Origin of the sequence: Rothia sp. HMSC062H08 (assembly GCF_001810775.1) — a bacterium.
Classification (GTDB): Bacteria; Actinomycetota; Actinomycetes; order Actinomycetales; family Micrococcaceae; genus Rothia.
Genome location: NZ_KV802665.1, coordinates 49,234 through 63,318, shown reverse-complemented (window position 1 = coordinate 63,318; position 14,085 = coordinate 49,234). Strand labels below are relative to the sequence as shown.

Annotated in this window: 9 protein-coding genes and 1 pseudogene; all 10 read left to right on the top strand. The window is 56.8% G+C overall.

Features of this window, described 5'->3' with window-relative positions; all coding sequences use genetic code 11:
• Positions 1-550: pseudogene (locus HMPREF2765_RS03030) on the top strand (fibrinogen); the annotation flags it as partial.
• 344 nt (positions 551-894) lie between these two features.
• Positions 895-1,767, top strand: coding sequence for a hypothetical protein (locus HMPREF2765_RS03025; protein ID WP_070594041.1), 873 nt, complete (start codon positions 895-897; stop codon positions 1,765-1,767).
• Between the two features lie 120 nt (positions 1,768-1,887).
• Positions 1,888-5,403: a fibrinogen-like YCDxxxxGGGW domain-containing protein gene (locus HMPREF2765_RS03020; RefSeq protein ID WP_070604224.1), complete on the top strand. Its 3,516-nt coding sequence runs from the start codon at positions 1,888-1,890 to the stop codon at positions 5,401-5,403.
• A gap of 478 nt (positions 5,404-5,881) precedes the next feature.
• A complete protein-coding gene (locus tag HMPREF2765_RS03015) occupies positions 5,882-6,670 on the top strand; it encodes a CDP-alcohol phosphatidyltransferase family protein (RefSeq protein ID WP_044150701.1) in 789 nt (262 codons plus the stop codon).
• Positions 6,671-6,681: 11 nt separating this feature from the next.
• A complete protein-coding gene (locus HMPREF2765_RS03010) occupies positions 6,682-7,632 on the top strand; it encodes a glycosyltransferase family 2 protein (protein WP_049341609.1) in 951 nt (316 codons plus the stop codon).
• 17 nt (positions 7,633-7,649) lie between these two features.
• Positions 7,650-9,005: an O-antigen ligase family protein gene (locus HMPREF2765_RS03005; RefSeq protein WP_049341608.1), complete on the top strand. Its 1,356-nt coding sequence runs from the start codon at positions 7,650-7,652 to the stop codon at positions 9,003-9,005.
• The gene (locus HMPREF2765_RS03000) at positions 9,002-11,008 is read left to right on the top strand and encodes a lipopolysaccharide biosynthesis protein (RefSeq protein ID WP_049341606.1); all 2,007 of its coding nucleotides are present in this window, start codon (positions 9,002-9,004) and stop codon (positions 11,006-11,008) included. Before HMPREF2765_RS03005 ends, HMPREF2765_RS03000 begins: the two co-directional genes overlap by 4 nt.
• Before the next feature lie 67 nt (positions 11,009-11,075).
• Positions 11,076-12,308, top strand: coding sequence for a Wzz/FepE/Etk N-terminal domain-containing protein (locus HMPREF2765_RS02995; RefSeq protein WP_070604223.1), 1,233 nt, complete (start codon positions 11,076-11,078; stop codon positions 12,306-12,308).
• Positions 12,309-12,494: 186 nt separating this feature from the next.
• The gene (gene pssD, locus HMPREF2765_RS02990) at positions 12,495-12,977 is read left to right on the top strand and encodes a PssD/Cps14F family polysaccharide biosynthesis glycosyltransferase (protein ID WP_012904005.1); all 483 of its coding nucleotides are present in this window, start codon (positions 12,495-12,497) and stop codon (positions 12,975-12,977) included.
• Between the two features lie 277 nt (positions 12,978-13,254).
• Complete coding sequence (locus tag HMPREF2765_RS02985; RefSeq protein ID WP_049341603.1) at positions 13,255-13,965, top strand: glycosyltransferase; 711 nt, start codon at positions 13,255-13,257, stop codon at positions 13,963-13,965.
• Positions 13,966-14,085: the final 120 nt, after the last annotated feature.

The window sequence follows — 14,085 nt, the reverse complement described above, 5'->3', positions numbered from 1 at the left end:
TAACACCATTTACGGTGCGTGCCACTGCGGCGATTTCCTCTTCCAGGGTGCAGATACGGTCTATTCGGAGTGGGAGAACGCGACTAACGCTCAGACCATTCGCCTGGTAGCGGCTTTCGATAAGGACAGCGGTAAGATGCTGCCGGAGTTCGCACCGATTATGAACGGCGCGTATGGATACGGTGTGTGGGAGTCCTTCGTGGATTCCACGGGCACTCTGTGGGTTGGTGGCGATATCCGTAAGTCGCTGGGCGCTAATGGCGTACAGCCGACTATTGGCTTCGCGCGTTATGCTCCTCGTGATGTGACCCCTCCGGCTCCCCCGAGCAACCTGAAGGTTACGACGAACGGCTCCAAGGATCAGCTGACCTGGTCGGGTATTTCCGAGCATAGGGTGAAGTATCAGGTTCTGCGCGATGATCGTCCTATTGCGACGGTTACGGGCACGAGCTATTCGGTGGATCACCGCGACGGCGCCCGCTACTATGTGCGTGCGGTAGATACTGCGGATAACTATTCGGCAAGTACCGAGGCTGCTCAGGCGGCATAACCCCTCATCAGGGCGATATTCACTTTTATGACAAATAATTTTAGTGATGTTCGCCCTATTCTCCCGGGCTGGTTTTAAACCAGCCCGGGATTTTTTTGCACATAGTGAATCTATTTCATTCATTTACATGAAGGTTTTTTCATGCAGAGATATATACTTACCTTCTAATCGAGTCAAAATAGAGCATTAGTTAGGGCTTATTCTCATCATTTATAAAAACGTTATTTTTGCGGGTCTAAGTATTTTCCCAGCTTTGCGTGTTAGCCTTTAGGTGCCTTACCTTCGTGCGAGGTATTATCTTCCGGAATATAGTCATTCTCACTCCAACCACTAAAGAGGCTTCCATGTCAGTGTTCTTCAAGTACCCCTCCCGGTCCCGCCTTCTGGGCACCTTGGGTACCGTTGCGGTATCCACCCTGGTCCTGAGCGCTTGCGCTACTGAAAACCCGAGCTCCGATAGCTCTTCGCCTGCTTCTGCGTCCGCGAGCGTTTCCGCGTCGGCGCATGCTTCCTCAAACAAGTCTTCGAGCGCTTCCCCCCAGGTTTCTGAGCAGGGCACCGCAGAAGCATCCGCCAATGCTTCCTCTGGGGCTTCGGCTGAGGCAAAGGATGGGGCAAAGAGTGAGGCGACCTCTTCTGACGGCCAGAAGCTTGAAGAGATTTACACTGGCGCTGAAGAGATGAGGAACGCTTCTTCCGTACCTGTTGACGCTGAAGAAGTTAAGAAGACTACCGAACTGGTTAACTCTTTTGAGACCATTCTGACCAAGGTGAAGGCAGCCCCCTCTGCTGAGGCTTCGCCTGAGCGTGCCGCTGATCCGACCAGCGACGAAGAGGCTGAGCAACAGAACGTTGAGCGGGCCCGCGCTGTTCTCGATGATGAGACGATTCGCTCCATCGAGGCCGTGGCTGTTGATTCCGCTGCCGCTGAGTTTGCCGTGCAGGCTTCCGAGTACGCACTGGCTGGCTGGCACTATGAAGGTTCTTCCACTGTCGTGGGCACTCCCCGTATGACTGAAACCCAGTACAAGGGTCAGCCCGCGCGCATGCTGGAAGTATGCATGGATTCTTCCTCTGTGAAGATCTATGACGAGAATAATCAGCCCGTTAAGGATGACAATTCTCCGAAGCGTTCACTCAATATTTACACCCTCGTTCAGGTCGATGGTCAGTGGAAGATTGCGACCCATGATTTCCCGAACAATCCTGATTGTTAGGGTCTAATTAAAGATGCCGGTTTCCAGCTATGATTCGCTGGAACCCGCGCATTATCATCCATAGCGCATTAATGTTGATGCGCACTCGATAACATTTCTTGGCATTCATTTGGAGATATTATGAAAGCCCACCTTGGCATGACGGGCTCTGGCTTTTCACGTTCTGCTATAACTCGCTCAACTCTTTGCTTGAGCATTGCTACGGCGTTGGCTTTGCCCGTAGCTATCCCCGCTATTACGCCGAGTACCGCTGTCGAACAGACTGCGGAAAAAAGGGACTCTGCTTTCTACAATGGCACGACCTCCGAGCGTGCTGCCGCTAGCTGTTGGGAAGCCAAGCAGGCTAACCCCGAGGCAAAGAGCGGCGCCTATTGGCTGTACACTCCTTCGATGAGTCAGCCGACTCAGTTCTACTGCGATCAGGAAACTGATGGTGGCGGCTGGGTCAAGATTGGTGAGGGCCGCGACGGCTGGACTGAAAACTATGAAGGTCAGGGTGACACTTCGCAGCTCTACAGCGATGCCGCACCCGCATCTTCCGGTATGACTCTTGAACAGGGCAAAGCTCTGAGCTCCCTGCCCGCCGCGAAGACCCCGATTCAGCTTTCGGGTACCACCATTTCGCAGTTGCTCAACGGCACCCGCCCCGATCAGTTGCCCGATGGTTACCGTTTCCGTCGCGCGCTGAACACCTCGGGCACCAAGTGGCAGGAGGCGACGGTTGACCGCCGTCAGACCTCCGAGTGGACCTGGGCTCTGCGTTCGAACGCTGTCTGGTCTAATGCGATCGTCACGAACCCTGACGAGTTCTCTTCCTACAATGAAAATGGCCGCAGGGACTGGCCTGATGGCACGTGGGAAGACCACATTCTGCGTGGACAGAACAACGGCTTCAAGACTTTGATGTTTGATGAGTTGGCGTCCCAGGATTACCGTATGGGTTTCCGTTACGGTGCAAACTCTCCCATTTCGCAGGATGGCTCTGAGCCGGCAATCACCGATGCGCGGAACTCCTACATCTACGGTAAGGAAAGCAACGGTGAGGCCTCTTTCGGTTACACCCAGATGTTCCTGCGCCCGAAGCTGACCCAGAATGATTTGAACCTGGGCGCTATCCCGGATTCCGGTACCCCGGCGAGCGCTCGTCGTGCCCTGCCCAATAGCCGTTCGGCGGATTGGCGCTGGCGAACCAGCGCCAGGACCGCCTCCGGTAAAACCGGCGAAATGAACACCTACGTTGAGGCCATTACCGAGGTCGATCACGGTAACGGCACCTCCAGCGTGTTTATTGGTGGCGACTTCGAGTACCTTGAGTCCTCTACCGGTGAGCGTGTTGCGCAATCTAATATTGCTGCTTTTGACCCGGTGACCGGCGAGTTGCGCCGCGATTTTAAGCTGACTGTTGACGGTCAGGTGAAGGCTGTTGAGGCTCTGCCGAATAACCGTTTGGCTGTTGGCGGTAACTTCAAGCTTGTTAACGGTGAGAAGCATGAGAGCTTCGTCGTTGTTGACGCCACAACCGGTGAAGTTGCCCCTGAATGGGCCCAGGTTAAAGTCGAAGATCGCATTCGTACCGAGGTCATGACGGTGAAGACCATTCACCGTCAGGGTGACTACGTGTATATTGGCGGCACCTTTACCCACATTTATGAAAGTGAAAAGGCGGGTGAGGCGTATTCGCGCAATATTGCCCGTTTTAAGTTGGGCGAGCCTTCTAACGGTGTGCCCGGTATTGTGAGTATAGACCGTAACTGGCGCCAGGTGTTCAACGGTACTGTCAACGGTATTAGCGCCTCCGCTGATAACTCTCATGTTTACGTAGCCGGTTACTTCACCTGGCTCAACGGTGGCCTTGCCTACCGCGTGGCTGATATTACTCAGCATATGCAGAAGGGCAGCCCGTGGGCGTACCAGCAGTCTGAGATTCCTGCTGGCGCTAATGTCTCTGACCTGCGTAATGAAACCAAAATTTGGGGTTTCCAGTTCGACGTCCAGGATGCCGGTACCGGCGTCTGGGTGGGCGGTACTGAGCACCTCATCTCTCGTTACGATAAGGCGTCCTTGACCCCCACCTACACCGCGATTACCCGCGATGGTGGAGACTTCCAGGATCTGCACCTGCACGGTAACACCATCTACGGCGCCTGCCACTGCGGCGACTTCCTCTACCAGGATTCGCGTAACAAGCGGACCCCCGTGGGCGGTTCGAGCGTGATTCACTCGGTCAAGCTGGTTGCTGCTTTCGATAAGGACAGCGGTAAGATGCTGCCGGAGTTCTCCCCTGCTATTAAGGGTGACCACGGATTCGGTATCTGGGAGTCTTTCGTGGATTCGAAGGGCACCCTGTGGGTTGGCGGCGATATTCACCGTTCGCTGGGTGTTCACGGTACTCAGGATACCGTCGGTTTTGCGCGCTTTGAGGCCCGCGATGTGACTCCTCCGGCTACCCCGCAGAACCTGCAGGTTGAGCTGAAGGACGATAAGGACGTTCTGACCTGGGATGCTGTACAGGATACCGGTAGTGTCCGCTACCAGATTCTGCGTGATGACCGCGTCATTGCTAGCACTTCGGGTACGAAGTTCGAGATTGACCACACCGATAACGCACGTTACTTTGTGCGCGCTGTGGATAGCTCGGATAACTACTCTGCGTCCACTCCGGTCCAGGTAGCTCCGGTGCGACCGACTCCTACCCCCACGGAGACCGCGACCGCAACGCCTACCGCTGACCCGACTGCTACTGCAGACCCCACGGCAAGTGCTGACCCGACCGCGAGCGCTGACCCCAGTGCTTCGGCAAGCGCTACCCCGAGTGCAGAAGCGACTACTGAGGTACCGAAGGAAGAGAACCCGAAGCCTGCCGATCCGAAGGAAGAAACTCCTAAGGACGATCAGAAGGACGAGGCCGCTAAGGACCAGATTGTTCTGCCCTACGCGTCCGAGTGGAAGTACATGGTCTCCAGCAAGGCTCCCAACCGTAAGTACGGTTGGAAGTACAACTTCCACTTCAGCCTGGAAGATATCGCGCAGGAAGCATGGCAGACCGGCAAGACCCCGATTGGTGTCGGCTCCGGTAACCTTAACACCTCCGTTAATGTTCCGCTTGTGCGTACCCGCCCCAATATCTACGCCTACACCACCATCCAGCTCACTCGTGAGCAGGCGAGCCGCGACCTGGTGCTGACCACTTACGCGGACGATGCTATTGCTGTGGGTGTCAACGGTGAAGAAGTTGGTCGTACCAACTTCGACACCCGTGGAAAGCTGTGGAATAGCTCGCTTGCATCGAGCTCGATTGACACCACTGAGGCTCAGAAGACTCCGGTGACTTTCACCGTTCCTTCTTCCAAGCTGAAGGCTGGCGAGAACCTCATCGCAGTTGAGGTTCATGCGGGCATTAGTCGACGTAACGTTCGCCCGAACGTGAGCTTCGATCTGCAGGCTACTTCCAAGGCACCGGTTGCTGAGCAGCCTGCCGAGAAGGAAGGCGACAAGGAGGCGGATGCTCCCGCCGCACACGAGGCTGAGCAGCCCGTGGTCGACAACGCGAACAACGCGGCAGCCGGCCAGGGCGAGCGACGCATCGTCAATAACGGAGTCGGAACCCGCGTTCCGATGCAGTCTCGAAGGAACTAATACCTTCTAGATAATCTCAGCTAAATGGGGTTTGATTTTCTGAATGATTCAGGAAATCAAACCCCATTTGCGTATATTCCCCACTTTTCCGTGTTTTTTGCATCATTTATTCCCATTATTTGTGCTTCTGTCATGTGCCTCTCTGCACAATGTTCAGAAATGTTTTCTAAATCCACAATTCACGAGAACAAAGCGCCGATAACCCCCTCTAACAGCACACCAAGCCTACCCGAAGGATCCCGCAAATCTGCACCAAAGCGCATTGTCAGAGGGTTTTTACGACACAATTGTTGACCCTGACCACACGCCCCCTGTTGCACTTCATCTCGTTGTAAAATATCTATATAGTGGTGTACGTGAAAAAAGGGACCAACCACCTCTTTTTTCGCGTGCGAGACTTCCGGACTTTCTCGCAACCACCCCGAAAGGGAGTAATTCACTCTCCTTCACTCCTCTCACCGATTAAAAAGGAATGTGCATGTCCACCTCTGAGGCACCTCACGCCCCGAACTCCGCGCCCGCATCGGGATTTTCTGCGAAGTTTTCTCACACCCTGCGCTCTCTTGAAGCAGCGCAGAAGCCCGGCATTGGCGTTCCCGCCTACACCCGCTGGGTCAACCGCCGAGTAGCACGCTACTTCGCTGCGGCAGCTGTTGCGCTGGGCATCACCCCCAACGGCGTCACCGCAATTTCCGCTGCATGTTCCGCGGCAGGCATCATCGTTCTGATTACCTGCCCGCCCAGCGTTGGTGTAGGTATCTGCGTTGCCCTGCTTTTCGCGCTCGGTTACGGTCTGGACTCCGCTGACGGCCAGGTTGCTCGCGTGACCGGCGCGTCCTCCCCCGCCGGTGAGTGGCTCGACCACGTGGTCGACTCCATCCGCGTGCCTTCCGTGCACATGGCAACCCTGCTCTCCTTCCTGCTGTACCCGGCGCACTACTCCTTTACCGGCTCCAGCGCATTCAACGGCTGGATCATTGCGATGCCGATGATTTTCACCGCGCTGACCGCAGGTCACTTCATGAGCCAGATTCTGGCTGAGCAGCTGCGCAACAACCGCAAGACCGCGGCACCGCCGACCGGTGGTCCCCTGCGCTCCTTCATCAACCTGCACATGGACGCTGGCACCCTCTGCTGGATTTACATTTTCGTTGGCTTCGGCCCCGTATTCGTCATCGTCTACGCACTGCTTCTGCTGGCTAATGCCGCAACCGTCCTGCTGTCCATGCGTCGCAAGTACGTTAGCCTCGCGACCCCCGCTGAGTAAGGAGAATCCCAATGATGCACTTCACCTCTCGCACCCCTGCTGTTTCCGCCGTTATCGCAACCAACGGCAAGCGCCCCGAACTGCTGCGCGTGGCTGTCCGCTCCATCCTTGAGCAGAGCTACCGCGGTTTCGTTGAAGTTGTTGTTGTCTTTGACCGTGTTGAGCCCGACCGCCTCGAGGACATTGAGGTCGGCGAAAACCGTGCCCTGAAGATTGTCTCCAACACCCGCTCCGGCGGTCTGGCTGGCGGCCGCAACAGCGGCATCATCGCCTCCAGCGGCGAGATGATTGGCTTCTGCGATGATGACGACTACTGGATGCCTTCCAAGCTCACCCAGCAGGTCGCTCTCTGGCGCGAAAACCCCGAAGCAACCGCTATCTCTTCGGGTATTACCGTCCGCTCCGGTGGTCAGGATATCGTGCGCCTGGCGCCCGAGCGCGCAACCTTCGCTGACTTCCTGCGTTCGCGCATTACCGAAATTCACCCCTCCGCCATGCTGTACTCCCGCGAGGATCTGCTCGGCGTTGACGGTAAGCCCGCCCGCATCGGCCTGGTCGATGAGGAACTGCCCGCCGCCTACGGTGAAGACTACGACCTGCTGCTGCGTGCAACCCGTCACGGCGATGTACTGAGCGTGCCCGAACCGCTGATTCTGGTGCTCTGGGACCGCCCTTCCTTCTTCTCCGGCAAGTGGCAGTCCATGGTTGACGGTCTGAGCTACATTCTGCGTAAGTTCCCTGAATTCGAGCAGGACCCCAAGGGTCTGGCACGTATCGCCGGTCAGATTGCGTACGCTCAGGCGTCGCTGGGCAACAACAAGGAGGCGCGCGCGTACGCTCGCGCGGCTCTGCGCCGCGACCCCATGCAGCTTCGTGCTTGGGCGGCGTATGTTGTGTCCACCGGTCTTATTAAGCCCGCTACTCTTCTTGATCTCGTCCAGAAGACCGGTCGAGGTCTCTAACCAGGTATCGCACAGACATGGTTTCCTCTTCCGTTCTTTCCCCTCCGGGCACTTCGCCTGTGGCGCTGAAGGATTCTGCTGGATTGGATAGTACTCCGCCCAGCGGTATTCTGCGTGCCCGCGCGCGCAACCGTCCGGTATCTACGGCGCAGAAGAAGCTCCCCGCCTGGCCTCTGCTGGCGTTACTGTACGGCTTCCCGGCGCTGTGGGCTTTGGGTGTCCTTCAGATTGCGCCGCTGGTACTGGCAGCGATCATGCTTTTTTACCTCATTATTCGAGGTAATGTGCGCGTGCCCGGTTCCCTGTGGGTGTGGGGCGCATTCTGCGTGTGGGTTGTTGTTGCGGCGCTTGCCCTGACCCGTTCGACCGACATTATTGGTTGGGGTCTGCGCTTTGTGAATATTCTCAGCGCCGGCATTTACGCCCTGTACTACTACAACGCGCGTTCTTCTATTAGCCTCAATAGGGTGCTGGGTGGTCTGGCTACTCTGTGGGTGACCCTCATTGTCCTGGGTTACGGCGGCGTTCTCTTCCCTGAGTTCCGTCTGCGTACCCCGATGAGCTTCATCATGCCTTCTGGTTTTATGCAGAATCCGCTGGTGCGTGACTACATGCTTCCTCCCCTGGCTGAGGTTCAGCGTCCTTGGGGTGCTCCCGAGGCGTATATTCGCCCCTCCGCGCCGTTCCCCTACGCGAACAGTTGGGGTCTGGCGTACACCCTACTTACCCCGGTGATGCTGGCGTGCTTGCTTCGTCTGCGTTCCATCTGGCTGCGTATTGCGTTGCTGATTGGTATGGCGCTTTCTACTGTGCCTGCGATTGCGACCAGTAACCGCGGCATGTTCATTGGTCTAGGTATCAGCGCAGCGTACGTACTGCTGCGTCAGTTCCTTGCGGCTAATTGGCGTGCTGTGGGTACGGGTGTTGCGGCGATTACGGCTGTGGTTGTGGCGCTCTTTGCGTCGGGCACCGTGGATAACATTCTGGGTCGTCAGGACTACTCTGACTCCACCGGTGGCCGTGCGGCGCTCTACCGCGCCACCTGGAAGGCGACCTTGGAGTCCCCGATTATTGGTTACGGCACTCCGCGTATGGAACCGAGCATTGGCGTGTCAATGGGTACCCAGGGGTACCTGTGGACTCTGATGTTCTGCTTCGGCTTCGTGGGTCTGGCGCTGTTCGCGCTCTTCATGGTGTGCACTGTAGCAGGCGGCGCACGAGTGAAGACCACCTCCGGGTACTGGCTGCATAGCGTGCCGGTCGCGTGCTGCGTCGTCTTTATTTTCTACAGCTTCGATATTGCTCAGATGACCATTCTGATGCTCGCATCGATGGCGTGCATTCGTTCCATTCGGGATGGTGAGGGGCTATGACGAAGAATCAGTCCCCTCGTGGTTTAGATACTTCTGCGGTTTCATCTTTCGAGGATGCGTATTCGACGGGTGGTCATCCTAGCCGCCGTGCGCGTCTGCGTGAGAGCGGCGAGTACATCGAGCCGGTAGTGGAGCAGGGCGAATCGCTGGCTGAGTCTTCTGCCGATGAGTTTGCTCCGACGGTGGACGATATCCGTTCCGGTCGTTTTCCTGCGACCACGGCGCTGTCGATTGTGCCTCCGGCTCGAGGCTTTGCTTCCGAAGAGTTACTGCCCGATTCTTTGGAGGCGGGTTCTTCGGAGTCAGGTACTTCGACTGCTGGTTCCTCAGCGGCAAACGCTACCGCTGTAGTGGGTGCTCATCTGTCCGGTTCCCGGCGGGTTGCCTCGGCTACTGCTGAGTCTGTAGAAAAGGCGCAGGAAGAAAAGACTCCGAATGAGAAGGCTAAGCCTTCCGCGTCAGGTGCTCAGGCAGATAGCGCATCCGCGAAGAGCGTGCCGGTTAAGAAAGCTCCCGGAAAGGCTAAGCAGCCCAGCCTGGCAAAGAGCGGCTCTCTTGCTTCTCTGTGCGTGATGTACGGCGCGGGTATCGCGTTCGTGACCACGATGGTGGTGTCGAACGGTATTGGTGCTGAGGGTTCGGGCGAGTTTTTCCGTCTGATGGCGTTGTTCGCGATTGCGATTTCGCTGGTGACTTTCGGCGCGGATACGGGCTTGGTTCGTACGATGAGTGCTCAGCGTGCGCTGGGTCGTTACGGTGTGCTTCCGCAGCTGATCCGTTACGGTCTGATTCCTTCGCTGGTGACTTCGGTGCTTCTGGTGGCGGGTGTGTACATCTACACCGAGATTGTGCCGATGGCTCCCCAGTATCAGGCGGCGATGCGTGTCAGTTCGGCTTTCGTGCTGATAGCGGCGCTGATGACGGTGTTCTTCGGCGCTCTGCGTGGCCTGCATCGTGTGGTGACCTTTACGCTCCTGCAGAATGTTCTGCTTCCCACTCTGCGTTTTGCGGCGGTGGGTTTGGTTGTTCTGTTCTCGGGTCAGCTCATGGATTTGGTGTACGCCTGGACCATCCCGGTGGCGATTACTGCGGTGGTTGCCCTGTGGCTTTTGGAGCGGGCGTTCCCTTCCGAGGAGCATGTGGAGGTTCTTTCTTCTGAGGATTCTCCGCCTGAGACGTTCCGTTCGTTCTGGGGTTTCAGCTCTGCACGCGGTGTCGCTACCATTGTGGAAACCATCCTGGAGTGGATTGACGTGCTGGTGGTGACGGCGTTCTTGGGTGCCGCTGCCGGTGGTATCTATGGTGCTGTGAACCGTTGTGTTCGTGTGGGCACCATGATTGAACACACCGGCCGCGTGGTGACCGGCCCGTCGATCAGCGCAGCGTTGGCTACTCGTCAGCTCGATCGTGCTCGAGATATTTTCCTTTCGACCACTCGCGTGCTGACTGCGTTGTCTTGGCCGTTCTACCTCTCCCTGGCGTTCTTTGGTCCGACTCTTTTGGGCTTCTTCGGTAAGGGCTTTGAGGCTGGCGCCGGTATTCTCTGGGTGATCTGCCCGGCGGCGATGCTGTCAATGAGTGCCGGTGGCGTGCAGTCTGTTCTGCTGATGAGCGGTAAGAGTCGCTGGCAGCTGTTGAACAAGCTCTCCTCCCTGGTGGTGGCTGTGACTTTGAACTTCACTTTGGTTCCGGTCTGGGGCCTGTACGGTGCGGTGACGGCTTGGGCTTCTGCTCTGCTGATTGATACCTTCCTTGCGAGCTACCAGGTGTTCCGCCTCGTCGGTATTCGTGCTTCGGCCCGTGAGATGGCTCCTTCACTCTTCTTGGGTGCGGCTGTTCCGACGGTGTGCGCTCTGGCGTCTTTGGCTTTCTTGGGTCAGAGCGTGCTGGGCGTCATCGTGTACGTGGTGCTACTGGTGCCGGTGTACGGCGCGGTGCTGTACCGCTTCCGTAAGGCTCTCGGTATTGAGCGTTTCCTTTCCGCCCGCCGCGCGAAGTCTTAAGCCTTCAGCTTCCTCTACGTTTTTCTCCGATATTTAGTGTCCGTTTCTCTTCCTCTAGGATGTCCTCATGGATAACACCTCTCATACCTCCTCGGTTACCCTTGGCAACCAGGTACGTCGCATTTTCCGACACCGTCTGCTGATTCTGCTGTCGGTTGTGGTTTTCGCTGTGGCGGGTGCCGTCTACGGCTACATGACCAATAGCAAGTACACTTCTAAGGCTTCGCTGGTTGTTTACCCGCTGGTGGTTGATCCCGCCGGTACCGGTAGCGCCAACTCCGCGAAGGTGGATATTGCGACCGAGTCTCGCGTTGCGTCCTCTCGCGAGGTTGCGCAGAACGCGGCTAAGGCTCTGATTGCTAATGGCGATACCCTCTCTGAGGCTCAGCTGACCAGCCGCTTGATGAACTCCGTCAAGGTGACCGGCACCTCCCAGACTGCTGTACTGGATATTGAGGTAACCCGCCCCAACGGTACTGAGGCTGCACGTTACGCTAACGCTATGGCGAACGCATACCTGCAGGTTCGTTCCGAGTCGCTGAAGAGCAGCGTTGATTCTGCTCTGCACCAGATTGATGAGCAGATTTCGGCCCTCGAGGGTGATAACAACCGTGCGGGTCTGCTCTCTCAGTTGCAGGACCGTCGCGCTCAGATTCAGCTGACTTCCACCACCGGTGGTCGCGTGATGAGCGAGGCTCAGGTTCCTTCTTCTTCCTCGGCTCTTGGCCCGGTGAAGATGGGTATTGTTGGTGCTGTTGCCGGTCTGCTGATTGGTGCTGTGCTGGCGTACGGTCGTGACCGCACTATGCGTCACGTTGGTTACGCTGATCGTCTGGAAGATGCTGGTATCCCGGTTCACGAGCTGGGTTCCACTTCTGAGGCGAATGACGCGTTCATGCTGCTGCGCACCATTGGTGCTCCCGACGGCGACGTGAAGAGCGCTGGCGCTTCCGGCATTGTGATTCTGCCCGGTACTGACCGCGGTGTTGAGCACCTATACCAGATGCTGCAGCGTGTTCTGCCCACCGAGTACGCACGTTTCACCGATTACGCTTCGGTCCGTGACGCGCTGACCCGCCACACTCCCGAGTCGCTGGTTGAGAAGAGCGAGACTCCTCTGGTGATTAGCCTGAGCACCGCTACTCCCCTGTCGACTCAGCTGCGTTTCGTTCAGGCTGGCGGCGTTGCTCTGGTTCCGGTGACTGCGGCTACTTCTCTGCAGCAGGTTCGTGAGCTCTTCGCTCAGCTGGATCAGCTTGAGGGCGTGAACGCTTTGGCTGTGTTCCTGGACCGCGAGTAATTGCGAGTAATCGGGTTCTGTTGATGGATGCCTCGCTTCTGTGCGGGTTCGTCCTTCGTCCTTGAGCGTAGGGTGCGGTGACACCTGCTGAGGCGAATCTGTTGATGCAGGCGTTGCCGAACCCGTCAGCTCACCCTTATCTTCTCTTCTTACTTTTCTCTTGTATTGGGGCTTTAGGAGAACACTATGACTGAGGCAATTTCCTCTCAGGCACCGAAGAAGAAGCTTCTGCTGGTTTCTAGCAGTGGCGGGCACTTGAAGCATCTGACGGCTACTTCTGCTGCGTGGCAGAATTATGACCGCGTGTGGGTTAGCTTTAAACAGCCCGATGTGGAATCTTCTCTGGCTGATGAGAAGACCTATTGGGCTTATTACCCGACCACTCGAAATATTAAGAACGCTATTCGTAATCTGTTCTTGGCATTTCGTATTTTTCCGAAGGAACGTCCGGATGCGGTTGTTTCTGCGGGTGCGGGTGTTGCTGTTCCTTTCTTTGTTGCGGCTAAACTTTTTGGCGTAAAGACTCTTTATATTGAGTGTTTTGACCGCCCGACTCTGCCGACGATGACCGGTAAGATGCTGTACACCTTTGCTGATCGAATTATTGTTCAGAGCGAGGAACAGCAGGAGAATTTCCCTGATTCTCGTGTGATTCATCCCATTTTCTAAGAGTGATGAATTTATCCTGAAAATAGCGTCCTCGCGTGTGCTGAGGGCGTTATTTTCAGGGTATAGTATTTATTAATACATACAGATACGCATAAGTCGTGCGCTCCACTGTGGACTCACCATCCAAGCGAACTAACCACTCGCCAGAGAAGCGTATGCGGAGATTACTCACCATTTTCTCCGGCACGACGCCGCCGCGTATACCAATGATGCCCTCCGGATTTTTGCGTCAGGTATACGGGGTTACTACCGATAAATACATAGAGAGGAATAGGCTATGTCTATTCAGGACTTCCCCCACGTCAGCGTTGATACTTCCAAGTTCGACCTGCCCGTATTTACCCCTGCCGTCGCGCCCGTTCGTATTCCTACTAAGACGTACGATTTGGTGGTGTCCCTCGGCACCGACGTTCACACTTTTGATCGTCTCCTGCGTTGGGTTGAGGCTTATCTTGAGGCTCACCCCGAGGTCACCTGCCTCGTGCAGCATGGCCACACTGCGCCCATTAAGCACGCAGACAACCTTAAGCTTCTTCCCGCCTCCGAGCTGCTGGACTACTACGCAACCGCACGCGTAGTACTGGTTCAGGGCGGCCCCGGTTCCATCCAGGATGCACGCCGTACCGGCGCTCTGCCCCTGGCTGTTCCGCGCCGCGCAGAGTTCGACGAGGTCGTTGACAACCACCAGGTCCCCTTCACCGCTCTGATGGAGAAGCGCGGCCACGCTGTTGTCGTTGAGAGCCGCGAAGATCTCTTCGCTAAGCTCGATCTTGCCCTGGCGAACCCCTCCCTGTTCCGCACCGCTGAGCCTTACGTCTCCACCCCGGAGATTTCCGCAGCTCAGCTGGGTGAGGAACTGCAGGACCTGCTCGCCGGCAAGACCCACCGTAAGGATTCCTTCTGGGGCCGCCTGAAGCAGGCTGCTCGCGCGCACCGTGCGGGTAAGGCTGAGATGGCTCGCATCGACGCGATGGCTCCCAGCGCCTAAGGTTTTCTTGCTTTCTAAGCTCAGCATCCTCGTGATGCGGTGTGGGAGGTGCCCGGCCGGGCGCTTCCCACATTTTTAGACCGGCATGCGAATCCTCCAACCACCCTGTGAGAGGCTGTG

Excerpts from the sequence above, each read along its gene's own strand:
- HMPREF2765_RS02985 (WP_049341603.1), top strand. The coding sequence starts at position 13,255 with ATGTCTATTCAGGACTTCCCCCACGTCAGCGTTGATACTTCCAAGTTC.
- HMPREF2765_RS02995 (WP_070604223.1), top strand. The coding sequence starts at position 11,076 with ATGGATAACACCTCTCATACCTCCTCGGTTACCCTTGGCAACCAGGTA.
- HMPREF2765_RS03010 (WP_049341609.1), top strand. The coding sequence starts at position 6,682 with ATGATGCACTTCACCTCTCGCACCCCTGCTGTTTCCGCCGTTATCGCA.
- HMPREF2765_RS03005 (WP_049341608.1), top strand. The coding sequence starts at position 7,650 with ATGGTTTCCTCTTCCGTTCTTTCCCCTCCGGGCACTTCGCCTGTGGCG.
- HMPREF2765_RS03000 (WP_049341606.1), top strand. The coding sequence starts at position 9,002 with ATGACGAAGAATCAGTCCCCTCGTGGTTTAGATACTTCTGCGGTTTCA.
- pssD (WP_012904005.1), top strand. The coding sequence starts at position 12,495 with ATGACTGAGGCAATTTCCTCTCAGGCACCGAAGAAGAAGCTTCTGCTG.
- HMPREF2765_RS03020 (WP_070604224.1), top strand. The coding sequence starts at position 1,888 with ATGAAAGCCCACCTTGGCATGACGGGCTCTGGCTTTTCACGTTCTGCT.
- HMPREF2765_RS03025 (WP_070594041.1), top strand. The coding sequence starts at position 895 with ATGTCAGTGTTCTTCAAGTACCCCTCCCGGTCCCGCCTTCTGGGCACC.
- HMPREF2765_RS03015 (WP_044150701.1), top strand. The coding sequence starts at position 5,882 with ATGTCCACCTCTGAGGCACCTCACGCCCCGAACTCCGCGCCCGCATCG.